The sequence below is a fragment of the Saccharicrinis sp. 156 genome, from assembly GCF_050589685.1.
Classification (GTDB): domain Bacteria; phylum Bacteroidota; class Bacteroidia; order Bacteroidales; family Marinilabiliaceae; genus Saccharicrinis.
On sequence record NZ_JBNGOS010000016.1, the window covers coordinates 1 to 23954 of the forward strand.

Annotated in this window: 23 protein-coding genes; 12 read left to right on the plus strand and 11 right to left on the minus strand. The window is 39.0% G+C overall.

The window, feature by feature from the left end; translation table 11 throughout:
- Nucleotides 1-760: 760 nt before the first annotated feature.
- Nucleotides 761-1987: an ATP-binding cassette domain-containing protein gene (locus ACRD64_RS11495; protein WP_430933502.1), complete on the minus strand. Its 1227-nt coding sequence runs from the start codon at nt 1985-1987 to the stop codon at nt 761-763.
- Between the two features lie 184 nt (nt 1988-2171).
- On the opposite strand from ACRD64_RS11495, the gene ACRD64_RS11500 reads away from it, so the two are divergent.
- From ACRD64_RS11500 to ACRD64_RS11530, 7 genes are all read left to right on the plus strand, one after another.
- On the plus strand, nt 2172-2888 hold the full coding sequence (locus ACRD64_RS11500) for a hypothetical protein (protein WP_430933503.1): 717 nt from the start codon (nt 2172-2174) through the stop codon (nt 2886-2888).
- A 208-nt stretch (nt 2889-3096) separates the two neighbouring features.
- Nucleotides 3097-3492, plus strand: coding sequence for a hypothetical protein (locus tag ACRD64_RS11505; RefSeq protein ID WP_430933504.1), 396 nt, complete (start codon nt 3097-3099; stop codon nt 3490-3492).
- Nucleotides 3489-4157, plus strand: coding sequence for a hypothetical protein (locus ACRD64_RS11510; RefSeq protein WP_430933505.1), 669 nt, complete (start codon nt 3489-3491; stop codon nt 4155-4157). Before ACRD64_RS11505 ends, ACRD64_RS11510 begins: the two co-directional genes overlap by 4 nt.
- A gap of 1 nt (nt 4158) precedes the next feature.
- Nucleotides 4159-4764 carry a TlpA family protein disulfide reductase gene (locus tag ACRD64_RS11515; protein ID WP_430933506.1) on the plus strand — a complete coding sequence of 202 codons (606 nt, stop codon included), beginning with the start codon at nt 4159-4161 and terminating at the stop codon, nt 4762-4764.
- Nucleotides 4761-5762 (plus strand): tRNA dihydrouridine synthase DusB, encoded by a 1002-nt coding sequence (dusB, locus tag ACRD64_RS11520; RefSeq protein WP_430933507.1) that lies wholly within the window; start codon nt 4761-4763, stop codon nt 5760-5762. The genes ACRD64_RS11515 and dusB overlap by 4 nt, the downstream gene beginning before the upstream one ends.
- A gap of 56 nt (nt 5763-5818) precedes the next feature.
- Nucleotides 5819-6076, plus strand: coding sequence for a hypothetical protein (locus ACRD64_RS11525; protein ID WP_430933508.1), 258 nt, complete (start codon nt 5819-5821; stop codon nt 6074-6076).
- Nucleotides 6073-6603 (plus strand): methylated-DNA--[protein]-cysteine S-methyltransferase, encoded by a 531-nt coding sequence (locus ACRD64_RS11530; RefSeq protein ID WP_430933509.1) that lies wholly within the window; start codon nt 6073-6075, stop codon nt 6601-6603. The genes ACRD64_RS11525 and ACRD64_RS11530 overlap by 4 nt, the downstream gene beginning before the upstream one ends.
- A gap of 133 nt (nt 6604-6736) precedes the next feature.
- On the opposite strand, the gene ACRD64_RS11535 is transcribed toward ACRD64_RS11530, so the two are convergent.
- From ACRD64_RS11535 to ACRD64_RS11580, 10 genes are all read right to left on the minus strand, one after another.
- Nucleotides 6737-7969, minus strand: coding sequence for an ABC transporter permease (locus ACRD64_RS11535; protein WP_430933510.1), 1233 nt, complete (start codon nt 7967-7969; stop codon nt 6737-6739).
- Between the two features lie 16 nt (nt 7970-7985).
- Nucleotides 7986-8813, minus strand: coding sequence for a class I SAM-dependent methyltransferase (locus tag ACRD64_RS11540; protein WP_430933511.1), 828 nt, complete (start codon nt 8811-8813; stop codon nt 7986-7988).
- Nucleotides 8814-8818: 5 nt separating this feature from the next.
- A complete protein-coding gene (gene rbfA / locus ACRD64_RS11545; protein ID WP_430933512.1) occupies nt 8819-9157 on the minus strand; it encodes a 30S ribosome-binding factor RbfA in 339 nt (112 codons plus the stop codon).
- A gap of 78 nt (nt 9158-9235) precedes the next feature.
- Complete coding sequence (yidD, locus tag ACRD64_RS11550) at nt 9236-9487, minus strand: membrane protein insertion efficiency factor YidD (protein WP_430933513.1); 252 nt, start codon at nt 9485-9487, stop codon at nt 9236-9238.
- 10 nt (nt 9488-9497) lie between these two features.
- Nucleotides 9498-9890 carry a ribonuclease P protein component gene (gene rnpA, locus ACRD64_RS11555; RefSeq protein WP_430933514.1) on the minus strand — a complete coding sequence of 131 codons (393 nt, stop codon included), beginning with the start codon at nt 9888-9890 and terminating at the stop codon, nt 9498-9500.
- A gap of 83 nt (nt 9891-9973) precedes the next feature.
- On the minus strand, nt 9974-10726 hold the full coding sequence (locus tag ACRD64_RS11560; protein WP_430933516.1) for a uroporphyrinogen-III synthase: 753 nt from the start codon (nt 10724-10726) through the stop codon (nt 9974-9976).
- A gap of 35 nt (nt 10727-10761) precedes the next feature.
- Nucleotides 10762-11973 (minus strand): DUF4271 domain-containing protein, encoded by a 1212-nt coding sequence (locus ACRD64_RS11565; protein ID WP_430933517.1) that lies wholly within the window; start codon nt 11971-11973, stop codon nt 10762-10764.
- Nucleotides 11974-12020: 47 nt separating this feature from the next.
- On the minus strand, nt 12021-12602 hold the full coding sequence (locus tag ACRD64_RS11570) for a TIGR00730 family Rossman fold protein (RefSeq protein ID WP_430933518.1): 582 nt from the start codon (nt 12600-12602) through the stop codon (nt 12021-12023).
- A gap of 644 nt (nt 12603-13246) precedes the next feature.
- Nucleotides 13247-13687: a DUF417 family protein gene (locus ACRD64_RS11575; RefSeq protein ID WP_430933519.1), complete on the minus strand. Its 441-nt coding sequence runs from the start codon at nt 13685-13687 to the stop codon at nt 13247-13249.
- Between the two features lie 124 nt (nt 13688-13811).
- On the minus strand, nt 13812-14180 hold the full coding sequence (locus tag ACRD64_RS11580; protein WP_430933520.1) for a YccF domain-containing protein: 369 nt from the start codon (nt 14178-14180) through the stop codon (nt 13812-13814).
- Nucleotides 14181-15845: 1665 nt separating this feature from the next.
- Here ACRD64_RS11580 and ACRD64_RS11585 point away from each other — a divergent pair.
- From ACRD64_RS11585 to ACRD64_RS11605, 5 genes are all read left to right on the plus strand, one after another.
- A complete protein-coding gene (locus tag ACRD64_RS11585) occupies nt 15846-17396 on the plus strand; it encodes an ArnT family glycosyltransferase (RefSeq protein ID WP_430933521.1) in 1551 nt (516 codons plus the stop codon).
- Between the two features lie 38 nt (nt 17397-17434).
- On the plus strand, nt 17435-19762 hold the full coding sequence (pbpC, locus tag ACRD64_RS11590; RefSeq protein WP_430933522.1) for a penicillin-binding protein 1C: 2328 nt from the start codon (nt 17435-17437) through the stop codon (nt 19760-19762).
- A 311-nt stretch (nt 19763-20073) separates the two neighbouring features.
- A complete protein-coding gene (locus tag ACRD64_RS11595; RefSeq protein WP_430933523.1) occupies nt 20074-21714 on the plus strand; it encodes a PAS domain-containing sensor histidine kinase in 1641 nt (546 codons plus the stop codon).
- Nucleotides 21715-22015: 301 nt separating this feature from the next.
- The gene (locus ACRD64_RS11600; RefSeq protein ID WP_430933524.1) at nt 22016-22597 is read left to right on the plus strand and encodes an RNA polymerase sigma factor; all 582 of its coding nucleotides are present in this window, start codon (nt 22016-22018) and stop codon (nt 22595-22597) included.
- Between the two features lie 128 nt (nt 22598-22725).
- Entirely contained in the window at nt 22726-23784 is a 1059-nt protein-coding gene (locus tag ACRD64_RS11605) for a FecR family protein (RefSeq protein WP_430933526.1), read from the plus strand.
- The last annotated feature ends 170 nt before the right edge of the window (nt 23785-23954 follow it).

The following is a 23954-nucleotide window of genomic DNA, read 5'->3' on the forward strand; positions in this document are numbered from 1 at the left end:
ACCCATAAAGATTCTAACTAGTTTTCAACACTAACCAGTTGAGCGTGAATACATATCGGGTTTACGTGCAGAGACTACTTATTAAAACCACCCCGGAGGGTGGTTTTTTTTATTTTATCCATTATAAGAGAACAATATTCAACCAATATAAATACCTTCAATACTCTTCGGGAAATAATCTATCAGCATTTATTGTCTCCTTTATTAGTAACAAAGCACTCCATAAATAATGCAACAACAACTCTGAACTTTGGAGGTACTTTAATTTTTACAGCCTTAATTATTCTTGCCAGGCTCTCTTGCTGGTTTTATTCATTTATTTTAAGGTTAAACTTTAACATAAACCAAATAGAGACAATCTCATCATACCATGAAAGGCCATAAATTAGAAGAGTGAAATCTAGAATAATCCTGGATAAAAGCATAAAAAAAAGGATAGATGGAAACATCTATCCTTTACCCTTAAAATCAGCTTTGTTAACTAAATCTAAATCTATGAAAAAAAATCTACATTACAAATATAGCGCATATCTACGTGAAGTGATACAAAAAAATATTAAACGTTGTTAAATTAGCAGATCATTCGAATTTTGATAACCTTCCGAATCAAGTTCAAAACAAGTAGTCCCGAAGAATTTAGGGAAGAGACTTTAGACTTATTTACAGCACGCCAAAACCATTCCTCTTACTTAAAATAATTTTAATCACAGAAGTACAGCAAGTACTAAAAGTGCCTTAAAAACGCTATTGCATGGACCTTTCAAACAACTTCTCCTATCGAGCCTTCTTCGGTTGATCTTAACTCAAAAGTAAATTGCGGATTTAACCCTTTTTCTTTCCTATGCGAAACGTAGATAATTGCCGTATGGCTTTCTTTGGCGATTTTATGGATCAGTTCAACCATCAGCGAAGCACTGTAATCATCCAACCCAGTGGAAGGTTCATCTAAAATAAGCAAGGGAGGATGTTTTATCATGGCCCGTGCAATCAACACCAGTCGCTGATCCACTTGAGACAACCTATAAAAACGCTCATCTTTTTTGGGCGACAAATTAAGCACTTTAAGCCAGTTTTGCGCAATATGCCTTTGTTGGTCCGAAGGTTTTAAATATAAACCAACGCTATCGACCAAGCCCGATATAACCATTTGCTCAACGGAATGATTACTTTGAAAGAGCTCCGTCATGGAAGGTGTAAAATATCCCATCCTTTCCTTGATATCCCAGACACTCTCCCCGCTACCTTTTCTGTTTCCAAACAAAAACAGATCCTGTCCATAGGCTTTCGGATTATCCCCGTATATCATGGTGAGAAGTGTTGTCTTGCCCGAACCATTGGGTCCTTTTAAATGCCAGAACTCCCCTCTTTTGACTTTCCAGTTAATGTTTCGTACAATTACCCTGTTATCATAACTTACATGCACATTACGAAACTCCACTAAAACCCCGGGCGTGTTTTCAAACGCCCTTAAAGGAGCGGGGATATCCGATTTTAAATTTGCCTTTTCCGAATGAAGGTGCAATTGCTCAAATTTATCTATCGGATAACTCTTCAACAAACGTTCCTTTTCAAGTACCAAAACATCGGTTACAAAAGGCATAATATCTTCGTGCCGTTTAAAAACCTGGACTATTGGAATAGATTCGGCCACATTGATTAACTGCTGTTTTAAATGAGTTACGGATTCTGCATCCAAACAGTCAAATGGATTATCCAGCACCAAAAAATCGGGTCCTTGCCTCATCTGATACCTCAGTAATGCCTTTCGTTGCTCGCCACTACTAAAAGTCCTAATACTCCTGCCCGATCCATCCGACAATAGAAATCTTTCGTGGCGCACTTCCTCCTCAATCATATGCTCCAGGGTAATAGTAGAAAACAATAACCCGGTTTTATTTTTTAGGTATTGAACCTCACCCTGCCCTTTCAACAAGTTTTGCATCCAACTACCTTTCATGTTTAAATACTCTATGGCATAATGTTTCAAAGCGCTTACAGTTTAATTTCGATCCAAATCTAATAAAAATCTATTTTTAATCTTATTCCAGGAATACGCTGAAAATGTACCACAAAATCATATTTTATGTTTTTTTGGCTATAATACCCCTAATGCATTTATTATATACGCTATATTTTTAATATTTTTGCAAACACAATACAACATTACGCCTATGGATTATTTAGAAGCAGCCGTTATATTAAAAAAGTTGATTACTAAAACCAACCTTCAGATGTTGGAAAATAACACGGCGGGATTGAAAGAGAAAAATAGGATTCTCATTCGTTCCAATTTTGGCAATGAAGTCGATTTGACAATGGATGCCTTCTCCAATGAGTTTGTATTTAAAACCTTGAAACAGTACGAATCGGAAGCCTTTGTAATTACCGACTTTGTTAGCATGGTACAAGAAGGAAAAGAACTCAACTATTTTCTTTACAAAGGATATAGTAAGTGGTTCGATAAAGGTTTGGTATTTTTTCAGTTGGTGAATAAGGAAACCCTTCAACCCATTGGCGGCATTGAGTTTAGTAATTTAGAGGATAATATTTTCTACACCGTTGAAGCGCCCGATTTTGAAGAAAGCTCGTGCAATGCTATTGAAACGGATGAAAACACCGCTAAGAATCCTTGTATTGCCTTTTTGATTGGAAATATGGACGAGAAACGATTACTGTTCGATATTCAACGATTGATTTTTGATACTGCCAATAACGTTCAAAAACATAAAAACCGCCAATTTAAATTTATCGTGCAAATAGACAAGTTCGGAGGGGAGCCCTCTGATAATTTCTTAAGCGAACTGAAGAAGATAGAAACTTCACTCGAAAATAAATTTGCACCGGAATACCCGAATTCGAATTTTATTTTTGCCCTGGGAGAAGAATAGCGATTTACTGATGGAACAAACCAGACCCACGAACTGTTATGCTTCCGGCTTAACAACTTCCCTAAAATAATAATCTCTATTTATTAAACAACAATTAGATTTACGAACATCCATAAGCGCTGTTTTTAGTTGCGATGTGCGAGGTTTTCAGCCACTTGGGAATGTGCTATAATTTTCGCATTTTTGCGCCATAAAAAAAACAAAAGCAATGGCAGATGTGATGAACCTGGAAGAGTTACATTTTCTGGGAATTAAGGTGGTGTACAAGGATATGGTGGATAAGGGATACGAAGTTCTAAACGTAAGAAAGGAACTGGACGTGAACCCGCAGATTCTGGCCAAGAAAGATGATAAGTTTCATATGGTAGTGGTAAAAACCTGCTACTATCCCGATATGGGCATTATTCTACCCGAGGTGATTGGACAAGTTCAGGAACTGGGCAAAAAGCACAATGCAACATGTTGGTATGCCAGTGTGGGCATAGCCAACGCCAACGGCCAAACGGATGATGAAATGGCCAGACCGGTTACCGGCGGCGAATTCTATATTAATTATAAAGGATTACTTCCTTTTCCCGAAAAGATTGAGCCTAGAAAAAAATGAATAAACAACTGAAAGATTTTATCGCCTTTGTTCATAAAAACAGGGTGGTTATTTATGTGCTGCTAGGAACCGTTTTTATGTTACAAATATGTAGCAGAGGGGCCCTTCCGCCCGAACGCACTTCAGCACCACAAGTACAGGAAATCACCCCCAGTGCCCAAGAACAAGGCATTCCGCAAGAAGCCCCACCGGAAGAACAACCCCGGCAACCACAAACCGATTTTACACATTTGCTGCTGATGGCCGCGGTCATTCTTGGCTTTTTCGTGGCCAAACGATACGGCTGGCTGGACAAGCTGTTTCCCCGGGTGGTTATTTTCAAGGTAGATCATTACAAACAAAAGAATACGGGCAACCTTATCTTAAAAGTGTTCCTTATCAACAAAACCAATACTTCCATTTCTTTTAACAATCCAACGCTCGCATTCTTTAAAGGAAAGAAAAAAAGGGAGTTTGTGATTAAAAATATCGGCGGACAGAATTATTTCCCCATAACATTGACTCCCGGAACAGGGCATAAATTCAATATCGATGCGCAAAAGTTCTATTCTAAAGTAGAAGGCCTTGAACAGTACAAAACGTTACGAATGGAAATTACGAATACCACAGGAACAAGCTACAAAAGCATGAAATGGCCTGTTTGGTTAACTTTTAGGAAAATGTAATATGGAAAACTTTTTAAAAACACAATGGAATAAATATAAAGCCCGAAAAACAAAAGCTGGCATTGTCATTGACTTTTTGTTTCTGTTTTTATTTATTGCCATGATAAATCCACCCACCCGTAAAACCATCAGTTCCTTTGTTATTCGGTATACTATGTCCTCTCCCAAAGAGTCATCGAACAAAACCCAACTAACGGATAAGGATTACGATTGGCGATATCGCGATTTACAAGGACAGACAAAGCATTTTGCAGATTTAAAAGGGAAAGTTGTATTTCTTAACCTGTGGGCTACCTGGTGCCCTCCATGCGTTGCTGAACTTGGCTCAATTGATGCGCTGTACAAAGAATACAAAGACAAAGTTGAATTTGTTTTGGTAAGCAATGAAGACGGTTCTAAAATAAAATCTTTTCTTGAAAAAAAGGGCTATACGATTTCATCGAACACTTACATGGACGAAATCCCTAAATTGTTATATTCCAACAGCATTCCGGCCACCTATGTTATCTCGAAAAATGGCGAATTGGTGGTGCGGAAAAAGGGAGCGGCAAAATGGGACAGCGACAAATCAAAAGCATTGTTGGATAAATTAATAACTGAAAAGTGAAGATAGGGAATTTAGAGCTGAGGAAAGATCCGCTTTTGTTGGCACCCATGGAAGATGTGACCGATCCTTCATTTAGGTTGTTATGCAAAAAGTACGGTGCCGACTTAATGTATACCGAATTTGTTTCGGCGGATGCATTGGTCCGAAGCATCGAGAAAACGCAACGCAAGCTTAAGATATTCGACCAAGAACGTCCCGTTGGCATCCAACTGTATGGGAAGAATATTGAAGCCATGGTGGAAGCCGCAAAAATTGCCGAGGAAGCAGGACCGGAACTGATAGACATCAACTATGGCTGTCCCGTCAAAAAAATAGCAACCAAGGGCGCAGGATCGGGCATGCTTAGGGATATCCCTAAGATGATTGAGATGACTTCGATGATTGTGGATGCGGTTAAGTTACCCGTTACCGTTAAAACCCGTTTGGGATGGGACGAAGATTCGAAGATAATTGTTGATGTTGCGGAAAAACTTCAGGACACAGGTATCAAAGCTTTGACCATTCACGGCAGAACCCGCGCTCAAATGTACAATGGCGAGGCTGACTGGACCTTGATCGGTGAAGTAAAGAACAATCCGAGGATGCATATTCCGATCATCGGAAATGGCGACTTAACCAGTCCGCAAAAGGCAAAACAATACCTGGACAGGTATGGCGTTGATGCTTTGATGATTGGCCGCCCTTCCATAGGACGACCATGGATTTTTAAGGAAGTTCGCCATTATTTGGATACGGGTGAACTATTGCCAGCGCCCAAGATTCCCGAACATGTTGAAATGATCCGGGAACACCTAAACAACAGCATCGAGTGGTTGGGTGAAAGAAGGGGAATACTGCATATGCGCCGTCATCTGGCTATTACCTTTAAAGGTTTACACGATTTCAGGGATTTGAAAATAAAAATGCTAAGAGCCAACACGGCAGAAGAAGTTCATAACTGTTTGGACGAGATCAAAGATAAATATGCAGATTGCGTATCTTTAGTAGATGCTAGATAGTCTGCAGTTCTTGGATCCCTGCTACGCGTTTTCCAAAATTTTAAACTTTGCAAAAGGTGGAAGTTTACAAAATTATTAAACCAAGGAATGCGCTTAAGGATAACATACGCGGGAAAAACCCGCGCATGCCCAACCTTAAAACCAAGATACCTGAAAAGGTTCAACCGCAGATTCGCATCGTTAATATTAAAACCATAAATACTAATGTTATCGAACACGACACTTTACAACTGAACTACCTGTCTAAAATAATTTTCAAGGGACAGCGAGTTGCTTCACGCCAAAGCAATATTGACCCATTCACTAAGGCATGAACATTATCACTACATATTTTAAAACACCAATAGGTGAACTTATTATCGGTTCATTTGGGGGTGAGCTATGCCTCTGCGATTGGCGTTACAGAAAAATGCGAAACCAAATTGATCAGCGCATTCAAAAGGGATTAGACGCCAGATATGAAGAAGGTGGTTCTGAAATAAATCAAGAAACCATTCAACAACTGACAGCATATTTTCAAGCGGAAAGAAGCCAATTCGACATTCCTTTAAAGTTGGTAGGCACTGATTTCCAACAGAAGGTATGGCAACAACTTATTCGCATCCCGTTTGGCGAAACATCGAGCTACCTTGAACTTTCAAGAGACTTGGGTAATGAAAAAGCCATACGAGCTGTTGCTTCGGCCAACGGAGCCAATGCCATTTCAATCATTGTGCCCTGCCACAGGATAATTGGTTCTGATGGTAAATTGGTTGGATATGCCGGAGGCCTGCATGCAAAAAAGAAACTGCTTCGATTGGAAAACCCTGAAAATTATGCGCAACAACTCAGTTTGTTTTGATTTTTTAAATGTCAGAAATGTGGTGCTAAAATTGGTTCTAATATCCTGCGAAACATCATTTATGCCGGGCTGCAAGTTCTGGAAACTAATTTATCATCTTAGTTGAGGATCTTAAGAATAGAAATCGAGAAAATCAGTTTACCTCATCGAAATAATTAGCCACAATTACCTTTACAGGATAAAGCGTGGCTAAAAAACCAATAGAAGTAACGGTAATAATAGATACAAAAACATCGGAAAGAATAAGTTTTACCGGATAAGCATCCACCACAAAATTACCCCCACCCGCAAACTTTATAATACCCAGATATTGCTGGGCCAAAACCAGGACTGCACCCAACCCAACTCCAGCTATCACGCCAATCAGCGAAATCAGCCATCCTTCCAGCAAAAATACACGTGTCACCATTTTTTTATCGGCACCGATACTTTTCAAAGTTTTAATCCCTTCCTTTTTATCAAAGATAAGCATCGACATGGTACCTATTAGATTGAAGGTGGCTATAATAAGGATAAAACAAAGTATCAGATACGACATCAGTTTCTCTACGCCCATCAGTTTATAAAAACTGGCATGCTGCTGCTGCCTGTTTTTTACCGTAAAGCCCTTTCCCAAAATATTTTGGATTTTACCCTGAACATGATCTACCGAAGTCTCTTTTTTTACTGCGACCGCCAAATAGCTCACTTCAGAATCTTTAAACTGGAAAAGCTGTCTGGCCAGCGCAATATCAATAATCAGGTACTGGGAATCATATTCCTTTTGCTTCACCATAAAAATGCCCTTGGGATGCACATATTGCCAATTAAACGCATCATCGGGCCGCATTAAGTTAATTTTTTTGTTTCGTTGGGGAACATATATCACCAGGGGTGTCAAAAAGGTGGGTCGTATGGCCAGCTGGTGTGCCAGCTCATACCCAATAGCGCCACCATACCCGTGTTTATCTCTCATATTGAACTTTCCATCCACTATGATGGAATCCAGTTGACTCACTTGAGTGAAAGTGGAATCTACACCCAATACGACGCCTGTTACCCTTCGCTCATTATATTTAAGCAGGGCATTATCCGCTACAACCGGAGATATTTGTAACACTTCCTCCAATCTTTTAATCTGCTTTATATCAATGGAATCCATCGAATAAAACTTCCCTTCAACGCTCTCTATTTTAAAATCGGGATCAAACGAACCGTAGAAACTACCAATTAACCCATGTAAACCATTAAAAACCGACAACACGGCCAATAGTGCCAGTGAACCCACTCCTACTCCAACAATAGAAATAGTGGAAATAACATTAATGATTCCTTTCGACTTTTTTCCGAAAAGAAACTTTAACGCTATTTGAAAGATTAGTTTCACAGGCAAAGTGTCCCCATTATTTAAATGCTTTTACAATCAGGCCGGTACCTCGTTTATGATTCCCCCTAACATCCAGCATATTTAAGATAAACGAAATAGGGAATGTAACCAGGTAATAAAATGGTAATAGAATAAAAAACACCTTGGAAGCATTTAGCATTACGATAGGATATTTCATGGACAGTTTCCATGAGATCTTCCCGGGCCAGCCATAGGAGTAGCGTGCATCAACATCTTTAAACCCGGCCTTTTTAAGTTTCTGTACAATTTCTTGCAGGTTATATCCATCGCGCACATGCTCATCGATAAATCCTGTAACACCATCTGTGTGCTCCGCTTCGTGGTGATGCGCATCAGAACCTCCCTGGTCGCTGGGTGTTGAAATAAGCATCATGCCGCCCGGGTTCATCGCATGGTATATATTTTTGAACACGCCTTCGTCATCTTCGATATGCTCCATCACATCAACCGAAACCACAAGGTCATATAGTCCTTCAACTTCCAGCTTTGTGAGGTCGGCATATGCAAACTTAACCCTATCCTGACGATTTATCTTTGTAAAAAACGCGTTGCAATCCTCTATCTGCTCTTTTTTCACGTCTACACCGGTAATATCCCAACCTTTATTTTTCGAGGATAGGTAATATACATACTGCCCAAAACCAGAACCTGCATCCAACACTTTTATATCGCTGGCCACCTTTTTCGACCACGTTTTTATTTCCTTACGGATATGCCACGAACGCAATAAAAGCAGGTCCAACAGTTTGTAAAACAGAATCCGCATGGAAGGCGACTGGTTAAAAACCTTGCCCAGGCTCTTTTTAATAGGATCGTACTGCATGGTTATTATTCGTTTAACAAGCGGTCTATATTATCAATGTAATCCAACGAATCGTCTACAAAAAACTGCAGGTTTGGCACCAACCTCAATTGTTTGCCAACCCTCATTCCTAAATATCGACGGATTCCCGAAGTACCCTTATCGATCTCGCTGTAAACATCATCCTTTTTATCGGCAGGGAAAATGCTGATATATGCTTTGGCCAATCCTAAATCAGGCGACACTCTTACTTTTGAAACCGAAACCATCGTCCCCAACGTCAACGGCTTAGCTTCGCGCAAAAATATTTCGCTTAGCTCGCGCTGTAACAACCTCGATATCTTCTTTTGTCTGGTAGTTTCCATTATAATATAGTTTAACGCACGAAAATAAACTTTTTATAGTTATTTTCCGTTATGATTTTTAAAATAGTAAGGGTGGCATTACGGTACCGGGTCATGACCGTGTCCGCCCCATGGATTACATCTCATTATTCTTTTAATGGCCAAATACGTTCCTTTTATCGGACCGTATTTTTTTAATGCCTGTATGCTATATGTTGAACAAGTTGGCGTATACCGGCACGAAGCACCCAACAAAGGAGAAATCGTAAGTTGGTATATTTTAATGGGTATAATTAAAATAAAAACAACTGCTGCCTTTATATATTCCAATAACTTACTCAACAACTTCATGGCCATCCTTTTACTGGCTTAAACATTCCCTTAATTTCTTCAACGATTTTTCCATCCCCTTCCGAATGTTGGCGAACGGTAACTGCTCGCCGGATATATAAATCATCGCAAAAGCAATGTGTTGATCCGATTTTACCAAATATTCCATCAACTCTCCCCTTTTCAGCCGGTACGCTTCACGGCATCTCCGTTTCAACAAGTTGCGGTGCACAGCTCTTTTAAACCTCTTTTTTGATACGCTAAACATGACCTGTGCAGGCACATCCTCAGGCAAATCAATGCTTAGATATATTACCCTAAACGGAAAGCAAACAAAAGAAGTACCCTTCGCAAACAGCTCTTCGATAACTGAGTGGCTGCATAACCTATCTTTTTTAGGATAATTAAACGATTGTTGCGGCATTTTATACCATTTACACTTTATTTTTGGGCGAAAAAAAGGGCATTTTTCAATGCCCTTCATTTATCACATATCTTAGATTTCGACTATTTCTGAGCTTTATTGTGCTTTTTGATAAACTGGTCCAAAGCCATTGTCATAGACGGTGCCTGCGGCATTGGTGCCTGTATGTCCAGCCGATAACCTGCTTCTTTTACCGCTTTTGCAGTTGCCGGTCCAAAGGACGCAATTTTGGTCTCCTTTTGGTCCCATCCCGGAAAGTTTTGTAACAAACTTGCAATTCCCGAAGGGCTAAAAAACACCAAAATATCGTAATTGATATCTTTCAAATCACTCAAGTCGCTACTGACAGTTCTGTAAAGTATCGCTTTTGAGTACTTAATTTTATTTTTTTCCAATAAATCAGGGATCTCCTGCTTATGTATATCCGAAAGTGGCACCAAATATGTTTCGTCCTTATGCTTCTTGATCACCTCAATCAAATCCGGAAACTTTCCGGTAGAATAAAAAATCTTTCTTTTACGATACACTATATATTTCTGCAAATAGTAAGCCGTGGCTTCCGAAATACAGAAATATTTCATGGAGTCAGGCACAGTGATTCTCATCTCTTCGGCAACCCTAAAATAATTGTCGATGGCAGTTCTACTGGTAAAAATAACCGCAGTATGGTCAAGTAAACTAACTTTCTGGGCGCGGAATTCTTTCGTGGGCACACTCTCTACCTGAATAAAAGGACGAAAATCAATTTTTACATTGTTTTTATCTGCCAATTCAAAGTAGGGAGACTTTTCTGTTTGAGGTTTTGGCTGGGAAACCAGTATTCTTTTAATTTTCAAAACGCTGTTTATTTTAATTTCACTGTTGCTAATGCCTAATTATTTAGTATATTATACATAATAACCAACGGCAAAATTTCTAGGGCACAAAGATACAAAAACATGTAAAATAATGAAGCCACATTTTTTAAAATAATTGTTAAACCTCTAAATAATTGTATCAGATAGAGTAAAACAAAGACTCCGATGCCCAAGTTAAGCAGCATTGGCACCATACTTTCATCTATGTATGGAATGACCAGAATTACGGGTAAGATCACCAAACCAAATATCTTATCGTGCAACCTGGCATAAAAGATATACTCGCCCGTTTTTTGCTTACACTCAAACACATAAGCCACAAAACGATACAACAAACCTTTTATAAGACCGAACCCCAATACAACCGCCATAGCGATCGGTATAATTAACAATCCGTTGCTATTTAAAACATTAATTTGGTTGTAACTGACATATTCATAAATAAAAAGGGCTGCATTAAAAAGAAACAAGGCATTTAACGCAAAAGCCGCTTTCTGATTCCGAAGACTTTCGGTTTTTAGCATTTTTCGGGCAAATTGACCAAATACCACCGACGAAAACAACTCGCGCATGAATTTAAAATTGGTTAAGCGAATAACACCTGTTATGGCCACCGATAATATTAACAGTCCCGTTAAAACATCTTTTGCATAATCACTCTCCTTAAAAAACTTATGATCAATGTTTTCAGCTACCGTTTCGGCCATCTGACTTGCCGGCTGATTAATCAATACCGACGAAGAATCGGTAGTTAACTTTTTTGAGTTAATCGTACTTAAACTAACCGATGTGTCTCTTTGAATTACTGCCGGCCTGCTTACCTGAGCCCTATCCGTGCCAACAGTTTTTATTTCGTCCGGGCTAACCTGATAATCGGCAATACCTTGAGTAGTCTCTCCTGCTATCCATTGCTTATCGCTTCGGGGAATGGGTTCCAGAAAATCGCGAACAACCGTGTTGGTTAACACACCCTCACCTTCGGTTATTCTGGTTTTCAAATTAAATTCGATGGAATCCTTTGCCGAGGGTATAAAAACAACCTCTTTAGGTTTTATATTTTGTTTAGGTTTTTGAAATCGCTTTGGAACTTCGGGAATCTCGGCAACCCCCTTTGGGGCATCAACTTTAACCTGGTTTACGGATGGTAGCTCTATCGAGATCGATTCCCGATTTACTTTTACCGTATCCTGTTTCAATGCGGATATGTTGACCCTTGTGTTCTTCATTCAAAATTTTTGTCCAAAAATAATAATTTGTTTGATTTTAGCTGCCTCTATACGCCAGCAATCTTAATAGGATCATCCACCCAGTACTTATTGTCTTCTATAGCCTTGAGGATATCTTTGGGATCATCAATGATGGACCAAAGCTCACCATGCTCCACACGCATAAAGTTTTCGTCTATCATTTTGTTGAGCATTTGGATCAGGGGATCAAAGAAACCGTTCGTATTTATCAGTATGACCGGTTTGGTAAATAGCCCCAGCTTTTTGTTGGATAACACTTCAAAGAGTTCCTCTAATGTTCCGGTGCTGCCCGGAAGTGTTATTACGGCCTCAACATCCTTAACCATAAGCTCTTTTCGCTGTGCCATGGTATCCACATGTACCATATCCTTGACGCCTTTATGTTCCCACTCTACCTCAACCATAAAACGAGGGATAACACCCGTAACCTCGCCACCGCAGGCTAGCATACTATTTGCGACCGCGCCCATTAATCCAATAGCTCCCCCACCGTATTTCATGCCAAAGCCTTCTTTCACCAAAATCTTTCCCAGCTCAACAGCCGCATCTATATATACCTTATCTATTTTTGAACTGGACGCACAAAAAACACAAACTTTTTTACTCATTACATAACAATTTACGACTTTTTATTTTTTCAATTATACCTCACGCTCTTTTTATTATGAAATAACATAGCATTTCATATTTTGATTGAATACCTTAATTTTATTATAGAAATCAACAGCGAGTAATTAAGCTACTCCTTATACGACAAAACACCTCTCGGACAATAACATCATCCTCAAATAATTTTACACTGAAATATCCTTACTTCTATTAAAGATCACTACTCTCCTCCAGCCGGAGGGCTGATTATTTTTAGCTCGACCCAAAAACCCTGTCTGCTGACAGGCAGGGAAGCAAAAAGGATAAGGCTGCCCTAAAAACAGCCTGTGCCACTTTACACAGCCTAAGTACAGCCGGGTGATCTTCGAACAAGTTCGAAGCTTCCCGGTATTACTAGGGCTCTGCTTCGAGTTTTATGATAATTTTCAGGAGGCCGATTCGCACAGACGGCAAACCCCACCTCAACGAAAACATTGGTTAATATAGTTTTTTTTCGTTCTTGTATTTGGGAGCCTACTGCAATACAGCAGAACAGGCAGTGCGGAACTTACATTATGCTTGGCATTTGTCAATACTAAAATATTCCCGTCGAAATTAAATTTAAGTTGACTCCTCCCAATGACAATTGACCAATAAACTGCATTTAAATACTATCGCCCACGCACCATGCTGCCGCACCAAATAAAACAAAGTCCTTCAACACCGTTTGTCCCACTTTTGACAGCTCAGGAAAACCGTATCCTGTTTCCCAGACTACCTGTGTGGTAAACAAAAAGGAAATACTGAACATAAACATGATGGCCGCCAACATGCCGCCCCAAAACGACAGATGACGGGACACAGGTTTGAGCATGATAAACACACCTACCAGTATTTGAAAGTATGCCATTATGTGGTTTAATGCATAAGGCGTGATATACTTTAAAACCACCGACAAATATCCTCCTGATATCAATTGATGTGTATATTCTGCCTCGGTGTTTTTGAACTTTAAAAATCCCAACCAGATAATAACCAGGCCCAAACCATAACGTAATATAAATTTGCCAACGGTCTTTAAAAGATTACTGATAAAATTCTTCATAAACAAATATTTAATCTTGATATCGAATACCGATAAAATTCTAAACCGTCACACTACTTCGCTTCAGTAGTTCCGAGACTTTGGAAGACTATCGGCCTATTAATTATAGCATATATCCAAAAAATCATATTATATCCCTTCCGAACGGTGTTAATGCTACGGATGCCAACTTAAAATGTTGCTTCCCGAAAGGAATTCCTATTATTGTAATGCAAAGAACCAGTCCCCAAAACAAATGAGAAAGTGCGATCCATATTCCTCCCACCAATATCCATATCACATTCATCAGGGTGTACAAACATCCGGAAGCCCTATGGGCAGGAACAGCTTTATGTCCGAAAGGCCAAAAAGCAAGGCTGGCCAATTTAATGGTCTGCAACCCAAATGGGATACCCACTATGGTTATCATTAAAATTACACTGGCAATCAGATACTCAAGCGCAATCATAAATCCTCCGAAAATCAGCCATATTAAATTCCCTAACAATTTCATGTGCTTTTTTATTTCGAAGATAAGGATAAATGCGTCTAATTTAACAAACAGGAAGAGGAGATTTAAACTTATGCCAATTTTCCTGTACTTTACCCCTAACCCCTAAAGGGGAAATCCCCGTGCTCATATTTGTTTCTGATATTTTTGGATGTTCGCAGATTCTTGATACTAAATACACATGCTGGCGCTAGCTCCTGCCCTAACTCGTCAGCGCAGATTTGCAATCTGTGCAATAACCACCATACAAACCAGTTAGCGCGGATATTCATCCGTGCAATAACCACCATATAAATCTAATCAAGCCATAAATTGTTGCCCTGTAGTCAACAGCTAAGGATTTGAAATCCGAACTTGAAAACATATGTTAGAACCAGAATACAATTCCTACCAAAGACAACAAAGAGCCACAACCTTTTAAAGTTGCAGCTCTTTATTATTTGGTGTATTTCAACATTCTCAATATTATCGCAACTATTGTCAACATCGTTGTAAGTCTGTCCAACTCACCCCGTCCATTGCCGAAGAATGTTGCAACACATGCAGCACGTTTTGCAACGTGTGCGAGGTGCTTTGTAATGTTCGCTGAACGCTTTGCAAGACCTGCGTTAGGCTTTGCAAGGCTTACTTAATGCTTTGTAGCATTCCAACTAAAACGTAGGAGATTGATTTTTAAAAGCGGCTTTTCTTGCTTTTGGATTTTAATATGTCCGTATTCTATTTTGAGATAATGACAGATAGGAAAGAGCATGCTCACGGGAGAATTCATAGTAATCAGGGTTAAAATTTTCATCATATCAAAATATTAGGTTAAACAACAATTCCAAACGAACGATACACCTATTCTTTATCAAAGGTTATCATTTGTTTATTTACTAACTATGGTAGAAATTGAGATAGGAAGTTTATTTAAGGTGGCAGGCACAGGTCAACATTAAATACACCATCAAAAACCCCTAATTCACAGCACCATATTCAACTTAGGTTGCATATTGAAATTGTTTTGCAAATATTTTGATTCCCGATCATTGCAAAATGATATAATAAAGTAATAAACTTATTTTCACAATGTCAATATCAAAATATCACTTTTGGGCTAAAACCAGAATATAAATTCATTTTACAAAATATATATCCCATTGCCTACAAGGAATCATAACACATTTTGAGGTTTCACAAAATTTAAAACCGTTTGTAGTTTTATATTAATTCTAAGCACAAGCCTGGTTCAAAATCATTTTCCGATCGCTGCTATGCACAGATTCTTTGCCTTGCCATAAAAAAAACTTCACCCGAAATCGGTCATTTGGCTTTTGAGAAATTCCTTCATGCTTGCAGGTATTAGCGGTTCCAATTGCTAACGGGAGAGAAGATCTTACTTGGCTGTGCTTAAGTCATATTTAGATTTTGTTCATCAGATTGACATTTAGATGAAGTCTAATAACAATTTTATGTTCAACTTACCCTCCGCTTCAGGAATGACATGACACTTGTTTGCCGATAAGGGGTTTAAATCTAACGATCTATTGTTATATTCAAACCCTGAAATTTTCATATAATACCAATTTGCTTCCAAAATATCGACTTCGCTTCTCTTGTTTTGCGACGCTGGAAGTCGATAGGCATTATACCATATGGCATTATTTAATTAACTGGATATAAAATTACATGTTCACTGCATTCACAAACAACAGAAAAGCAATTTATTATATATTAATTGTCAATTTTATTTTTAGGTTTATCGTTGCCGCCTTCACAAATTTTGGCATTGACGAAGTATATTACGTTTCGTACGGATTATATCCCGATTGGAGCTTCTTCGATCATCCACCGATGATCAGCCTTCTAATGCGATTAACCACTCTGGACATGAGGTTAATGGATGAAGTTTTTATACGATTGGGTTCATTGATGATTGGTTCTGCCAATATTTTTCTGTTGTACAAGATGGGGTGTATTCTAAAAGACAGACAAACGGGTATTATTGCCGCCCTGCTGGCTTCTGCGTCTATTTATGCATCTATAATTGTGGGCACATTTATTTTACCCGACACGCCTCAAAGCTTATTTTGGGTAGGTGCGTTGTATCTTTTTGTTCGGTATATCCAAACGGAACATGACAAATACATTTACCTATATGGTGTGACAGTTGGATTTGCCATGCTCAGCAAATATCACGGCGTGTTTTTATGGGGTGGAGCAGGGCTATATTTTCTGGTTTACAATTACAGGAAGGTATTTAGCCGGGCTTTTGTTCTCTCATTGCTTATCTCACTGGTCATTTTTACGCCGGTTATCCTTTGGAACTACTTCAACGATTTATCAAGCTTCAATTTCCATAGCGAGAGGGTGGGCAGTGGTTCTTTCTGGCCCAACTTCAAAAATTTCTTCCCCGAATTCTTCGGACAGATTTTTTACAACAATCCCTTTAACGTGGTTTTGATCGTGGTCAGTCTCGTTTATTTTTTCAAAAACAGAGAATGGGCCATTTCTAAGCCCATTGCCTTTTTAATCCTTACCGGTGTTCCGTTATCGGCGTTGGTTTTAGGAATGTCGATGTATAGCGGAACACTTCCTCACTGGAGCGGTCCCGGTTATAACGGCCTGTTGGTAGTAGCTGCCATTTATTATACCTCGCACTTGATGAAGAAGTCGCACAAAGCTGCGGTAAGATATGTTGTGGGTGGAAATACTTTTATATTATTTATTATTACCATTGCCCTTTTTCAGATACATTTAGGAATCATCCCATTAAGCAAAGATGATAATGCAACAAAACTAGGAAAAAACGATCCTACTATCGACCTGTATGCCTGGGATAGTGTAGGTGAACAACTTAACGCCCACCTGAATTCAGCTGTAGATTCGGGACTTGTTCAAAAGGACTATGTTCTGTTAACCCATAAATGGTTCCCTGCAGGCCATCTGGACTATTACTTTGCCCTACCCAACAACAAACAACTTTTTGTATTGGGAGACATCAAGAGTCAGCATATTTATAAAAGAACCAATACAATAAGAGGTGGGGTAAGTTTGGGCGGAGACGCATGTTACATTACCACTTCGTTATATTATCGGGAACCCAAACCGGAATTGGCACCTTACTTTGAAAACGCAATTGAAACACCTGATATTATTCCCATAAAAAGAGGAAAAAAAGTGGTGATGAATGTTTTTATATGGTACTTTAACAATTTACAGAATGAGCTACCCATGTAATGAACCGGCGGAAACCACATACTAAAAGAAAACAGTACTTGCTCCTTTCCTTATTGGCATTGGTTGTTTCAACCTTTTGGACTTCTGTCAGGTTTCCCCTTTTTAAAGTAGACTATTCTACCGTTATCTACGCCCAAAACAAGGAATTATTGGGAGCGCACATAGCTGCAGACGGACAGTGGCGATTCCCCCAAGGAGATTCTGTTCCTGAAAAATTTGCCACTGGCTTATTAATGTTTGAAGACGAGCATTTTTACAAACACCCCGGTGTCAACCCTTTTTCTATTGCACGAGCTTTACAACAGAACATATCGGAAGGCAAAGTAGTCAGTGGCGGCAGCACAATAACCATGCAGGTGATAAGAATGGCTACCCAAAGAAACAGGACGGTTTGGAACAAGGGCATTGAAATAATCCAGGCATTGCGACTGGAACTGAGTCACTCCAAAAAAGAAATTCTACATCTATATGCAACTCACGCACCCTTTGGAGGAAACGTAGTTGGACTAGAAGCGGCTGCCTGGCGTTATTTCCAACGTCCTCCCAATCAGCTATCGTGGGCCGAGAGTGCTATGTTAGCCGTTCTACCCAATGCTCCGGGCTTGATCCACCCAGGCAAAAACAGAACGCTATTGTTACGGAAGCGAAACCTATTATTAAAAAAGTTGCGCGAGAGAGGGAAGCTGGATTCAATGACCTACCAACTCGCACTTGAAGAACCTATTCCTGCGCATCCGTATGCATTGCCACAGCTGGCCCCTCACTTGTTGGATTATTGCAGAAAAAGGGAAGAAGGCATAACTTATCACCTTACCCTGAATCACACCATACAAAAGAGAACAAACCAAACGGTTAACATCCATCATCGCAAATTACGTTTGAACGAAATTCACAATGCAGCGGCCATTGTTGTGGAAGTTAAAACAGGAAAAGTTCTGGCATATTGCGGCAACACCACTCCTGTCAAAAAACCGTTCCACCAAAACCATGTCGACATTATTCAAGCTTCCCGCAGCACCGGGAGCATCCTGAAACCCTTTTTATATGCAGCCTCTTTGCAAGATGGAATATTACTGCCCAAGCAGTTGATCCCGGACATTCCTACATATTACAAAAGCTTCGCCCCGAAAAACTATAACCGCACTTATTCAGGGGCTGTGCGGGCCAACGAAGCTTTAAGCCGCTCGTTAAATGTTCCTGCGGTGAGGATGCTAAAGGGATATGGCACTGCCCGTTTTTGCGATATGCTTCAAAAAACGGGATTGAGCACCATAAAATCCACTCCCGATCATTACGGACTTTCATTAATTTTAGGAGGGGCCGAAGCCAACCTGTTTGAACTATCGGGAGCCTATGCATCCATGGCACGGAACCTTCTAAATTATTCCGAAAACCACAACCTATATTATACCAATGCTTTTCAAAAGCCCATTTTGTTTGAGAACGAAGAATTAGAACAAGGTACACTTTCGGAATTTTGTCAGGTTTATGGCGCCAGTGCAACATACCAAACGTTTGCGGCCTTAACGGGTGTTGCGCGGCCGGATGAGGAAGCAGGCTGGCAGATGTTTTCTTCAAGCAGAAAGATTGCCTGGAAAACCGGGACCAGTTTTGGCTATCGCGACGCATGGGCCATTGGCATAACCCCGGAATATATAGTAGGCGTTTGGGTTGGCAATGCCACCGGAGAAGGACGGCCAGGCATCGTAGGAGGAACCACGGCCGGACCAATCCTGTTCGATATTTACCGTCACTTACCCAAAACCACCTGGTTTCAGCCACCCTACGACGATATGGTGAAAACGGCCATTTGTAAAACGTCGGGTTATAAAGCGGGCCCCAATTGCAACATCGATTCTATGTATATTCCCTCCCAGGGAAATAAAGGGGAACTCTGTCCGTACCATCATTTGATACATCTAGACGAAACACAACGCTACAGGGTGCAATCGGACTGTTATCCAACCAGCAAAATGAGACACGAAAAATGGTTTATATTGCCGCCAGTAATGGAATGGTACTATCGCAAATACCATCCACTATACAAAAGGATGCCACCTATGCATCCCGGCTGCCCACCCTTACAAGCCAAAGTCATGGAATTTATCTACCCACAAAACACAAACAAACTATACCTGCCCATCGGTATCGACGGACAAACCCAGGCCGTGGTATTAAAAGTGGCGCATCGTAATTCTACCGCTACCATTTTTTGGCATCTGGACAATGAATATATAGGAGAAACCAATTTTGTACACCAGATGGCCATTCAACCCAACATTGGAAAACACCAAATTACTTTGATGGACGAGGAAGGCCATATCCTGCAAAAAAAAATCTATTGTGTGGGCAGAGGGGACGATTGAATATTTGAATTATTCCGAACCTTAGTCCAATTATTACATTAACCACCATAAGAGTTTTTACCTTTTGGCATTTTCTAACTAAATTGTAGGTTTTCTATCATCTGTCATTAGGCATTCGATAAACGCCTTCACATCAGCGGGCATCAGCCGTACCGATGGCTATCGGGGTAGAAAACCTTACATTGCGGTGTTTAAGTAATGTGTATATTTTGTTTATCGAATTGACATTTAATAAAGTCTATTGACAATCTTGGGATCATTATAATAGTCTCCATTGAGCAAGGAATATATATGATTTTTACATTTTACGAATGGGTGAAACGGAAATTTCTTATCAGAAGATAAAAGAGCAACTTGAGCAATTACAAGCTAAAAACGAAAAGTACGAACTGTTCTTCAACCAATCCACAATTGGTTTCTTTTTTATGATGCTTGATGAGCCCATAGAATGGAATAAAACTACGAATAAGGAAATAGCGCTCGACTATACCTTCAAACACCAAAGAATTACTAAAATAAATCAAGCTATGCTTGATCAGTATGGTGGCACAGAAAAAGATTTTATCAACAAAACTCCCGGCGATTTTTTCCAACATGATATTGAACACGGACGTAATGTATGGAAGGAATTTTTCGACCATGGACGTTTAAAAATAGATACCCATGAGCAAAAATTTGATGGCACAAAGATGCAGATTGAAGGTTATTACACATGCCTTTATGATGAGCGGGGAAGAATCACAGGTCACTTTGGTGTTCAGCAAGAAGTAACAGAGCAGAGATCCGTTGAAAACACATTTAAAAATCTATATAAAAACGCACCCGTTCCCTATCAATCGCTTGACAGTAATGGCATACTTTTAAAAGTAAATGATAAATGGTGTCAAGAAACTGGATATAACAGGGAAGAAATCATTGGCACATCCTTTAATAATATAGTTGCACCCAATGATAAAAACGCTCAGAAAGAAAGTTTTAAAAAGCTTATATCCAAAGGAGAAATTTCTAATGCATTAATTGATATCATCACCAAATCCGGAGAAACAATCACCATACAACTTGAAGGTTGCGCCACAAAGGATATGGAGGGTAATTTTGTATATTCCAATTGTATTTTTAAGAATATTACGGAAAAACAACAAGCCGACGAAAAAATATTAGCGTTAAACAAACTGCTGCAAGCCCGATCGGATGAATTACATCAAAATAACATTAAACTGGCAGAAGCTAAAAAACAAGCCGAAGAAAGCGATCGGTTGAAATCGGCTTTCCTGGCGAACATGAGCCACGAAATCAGAACACCCATGAACGCCATTATCGGGTTTTCGCAATTATTAAAAGAAACAGACAAAACACAAGACCAGATGAATGAATACGCTGATATTATTGCCAACAGCGGAGAGCATTTACTGAACCTTATCAACGATATTATAGACATATCGAAAATTGACGCCGGGAAACTTCAGTTAAATCCTGAACCCACCTCTGTTAATAACTTACTTCACGAATTATTCATTTTCTTTGAGTCTGAGCTGGCCGCCAACAACAAAGCGGATATAAAGCTAAACTGCTATTCCCCGGAAGATCCGTTAAACATTATAACCGATTCCACCAGGCTTCGTCAAGTGCTTATTAACTTATTGGGTAATGCGGTCAAATTCACACAAAAAGGTTCTATCGATTTTGGCTTACAGTTAAAGGATCGTGAAATTATGTTTTACGTAAAGGATACCGGCATAGGAATTCATAAAGAAAAGCACAAGCATATCTTCGACCGATTTAATCAATCTGCGCCTACCACCGAAAAAATATATGGCGGAGCAGGATTAGGCTTATCTATTTCTAAGGCTTGTGTAGAAATGCTTGGCGGTAAAATATGGCTTGAATCTGAAAGTGGCCAGGGCAGTACTTTTTATTTTACAATAAAAAAAGAAACTACTATTGTCAATTAGTCATGGGTATTTATTCCTAAAAAGATTTACAAAATAACACTGGTTAGTTTTTATGTCTGTTATCGATTATTATAAAACACAAGTGTTTATTTGTTAGATATTGCTTAATATCAGCAAGAGAAAACTTGAACCATAATTGCTTGTGTATTAAAAAGGCAGAAGAGAAGGAATTAATGGCTGAAATAATTAACTTAGCCTTAACAATCAGCATAGCACCAAAAGTATTTATCCTATAATGTGACATAAAGAATAAAAACTATTTGGATGCTTGGGATGATTTATTAAACGAATCTTAGATGTTGTGAAATCTAAATCAAATAAACAGTTGGTGTTGCTTCTGAAGGAGGGAAATATGCTTGCTTTTGATACCTTGTACAACAGATTTTGCCATCAACTACATAACTTTGCCTTAAGTTACCTGAAACAGGAGGAGGATGCTGAAGGAATCGTTCAGGAAGTATTTCTAAAAATCTGGGAAAAGAGAAATAAAATTGATGAATTCTCTTCATTCAAATCCTTTCTTTTTACTATTACCTATAACCTTACCATCAGTTTATTGCGAAAAAGGTTATCAGAGACTAAATCTCGCGAACATTTAAAATCCCTACAACAATCGGTAAAAACAATTAGCCCTTTAGATGATTTATATTACAAAAGGCTTAACAATAGAGTAAATTCCCTGTTGCAAGAAGTAACGCCGCGACAAAGAGAAATATATTTATTAAGCAGAGAAGAAGGATTAACTCATAAAGAAATTGCTGAACAACTTGGAATTTCTGAGAATACAGTTAAAAATCATCTCGTAAGTACACTAAAACATTTAAGAAAGCATATCAAATCCAATTTGGTGATGAGTGTTTTATACTTTTTCCTGTTTATTTGAAAAAAATCACATTTCTTATAGTCCCTATTCTCATGTTGTGCGTAATATAATTAAATCAATGGTGTAAGCGCATCAAATTTAGTTACATTAAAATTTCCGGAAGACTGGGGAATGCACACTTACGAGATATGAACAAAGAGATTTACCAAAAATATTTGAATAATAGTTGCAGTGAACAGGAATTCGAGGAATTTACCAAATGGATAAATAAAGATGCCTTATCTAAAGAAGGTATGGAATGGGGATTTGATAACTGGGAACACCATAATCTACAAACTACCACAAAAAACAAAGGGAAATATCTAACTATCCTTGATAAAATTCATCACCGGATTAACCTACTTGAAGAAAAATATGTGCCGGGAAACCCTTCTTCGCTGCATAGGATCTATATCTGGATAAGTCGCATAGCAGCAGTGCTGTTTATTCCATTGCTTGGCCTGGTATTATATCTTCTTACGGCGAATAATTACCCGTTCGAAAGGTCTGCTATTAATGCTGTTGACTCACTTGAGATAATTGCTCCAATAGGATCTCGAGCAGTACTTCAACTAACTGATGGCACCGAAGTAAATCTAAACTATGGTAGCCGTTTAAAATATCCCCGAAATTTTACAGGCGATTCCAGAGAGGTTAAACTTATCGGAGAAGCCTATTTTGAGGTGGCACATAATCCGGAGAAACCATTTATTGTAAAAACTAATAATTTAAGTATTAAAGCTTTAGGAACTGCTTTCAATGTCAATGCATATCCTGGCGCTAAGTATGTTTCAACCACTTTGGTAGATGGGAAGGTAGCATTAGAACATGATCTTATTAATAGATCACAGTCTATTGGGACGATGATCCCAAGTCAGCATGTTGCGTATAATACAAAATCCGGAGAAATATTCTCAAGTATGGGTAGTGTTGAAAAATACATAGGTTGGAAAGACGGCAAACTAATATTCGATAACGAACCGATTGATCATGTAGCTGATAGGCTTGCCAGAATGTTTAATGTAGATATTGAAGTTGATGATAATGTAAATGAATATACTTACACCGTAACTTTTGTGGACGAGCCTCTTTTTTTAATTCTTGATTTAATGACTGAAATAACTCCGATAGAATACAAAATACATCCCAGAAAAAAATTAGCTAATGGCACCTATTCCAAACAACGTATCCAAATCCTGAAAAGATGATAAAAACTTGTTCTAACTAAACACGATTGCATATGAAGTAAAACCTTAGATCTAAATTCCATTAAAATCAGCAAAAATGCACAGGAAAATGCGCCAACATCTCCCTGTGCTAAATTAAGTTACCCTGCATGCGACTGCAGGGCAGTTACTAATCTTAACAATACAAAAGT

Excerpts from the sequence above, each read along its gene's own strand:
- rnpA (WP_430933514.1), bottom strand. The coding sequence starts at position 9,890 with ATGCCGCAACAATCGTTTAATTATCCTAAAAAAGATAGGTTATGCAGC.
- ACRD64_RS11595 (WP_430933523.1), top strand. The coding sequence starts at position 20,074 with ATGGGTGAAACGGAAATTTCTTATCAGAAGATAAAAGAGCAACTTGAG.
- ACRD64_RS11500 (WP_430933503.1), top strand. The coding sequence starts at position 2,172 with ATGGATTATTTAGAAGCAGCCGTTATATTAAAAAAGTTGATTACTAAA.
- ACRD64_RS11580 (WP_430933520.1), bottom strand. The coding sequence starts at position 14,180 with ATGAAATTGTTAGGGAATTTAATATGGCTGATTTTCGGAGGATTTATG.
- ACRD64_RS11540 (WP_430933511.1), bottom strand. The coding sequence starts at position 8,813 with ATGCAGTACGATCCTATTAAAAAGAGCCTGGGCAAGGTTTTTAACCAG.
- ACRD64_RS11510 (WP_430933505.1), top strand. The coding sequence starts at position 3,489 with ATGAATAAACAACTGAAAGATTTTATCGCCTTTGTTCATAAAAACAGG.
- ACRD64_RS11505 (WP_430933504.1), top strand. The coding sequence starts at position 3,097 with ATGGCAGATGTGATGAACCTGGAAGAGTTACATTTTCTGGGAATTAAG.
- ACRD64_RS11530 (WP_430933509.1), top strand. The coding sequence starts at position 6,073 with ATGAACATTATCACTACATATTTTAAAACACCAATAGGTGAACTTATT.
- ACRD64_RS11515 (WP_430933506.1), top strand. The coding sequence starts at position 4,159 with ATGGAAAACTTTTTAAAAACACAATGGAATAAATATAAAGCCCGAAAA.
- ACRD64_RS11570 (WP_430933518.1), bottom strand. The coding sequence starts at position 12,602 with ATGAGTAAAAAAGTTTGTGTTTTTTGTGCGTCCAGTTCAAAAATAGAT.
- yidD (WP_430933513.1), bottom strand. The coding sequence starts at position 9,487 with ATGAAGTTGTTGAGTAAGTTATTGGAATATATAAAGGCAGCAGTTGTT.
- ACRD64_RS11585 (WP_430933521.1), top strand. The coding sequence starts at position 15,846 with ATGTTCACTGCATTCACAAACAACAGAAAAGCAATTTATTATATATTA.
- ACRD64_RS11605 (WP_430933526.1), top strand. The coding sequence starts at position 22,726 with ATGAACAAAGAGATTTACCAAAAATATTTGAATAATAGTTGCAGTGAA.
- rbfA (WP_430933512.1), bottom strand. The coding sequence starts at position 9,157 with ATGGAAACTACCAGACAAAAGAAGATATCGAGGTTGTTACAGCGCGAG.
- ACRD64_RS11575 (WP_430933519.1), bottom strand. The coding sequence starts at position 13,687 with ATGAAGAATTTTATCAGTAATCTTTTAAAGACCGTTGGCAAATTTATA.
- ACRD64_RS11565 (WP_430933517.1), bottom strand. The coding sequence starts at position 11,973 with ATGAAGAACACAAGGGTCAACATATCCGCATTGAAACAGGATACGGTA.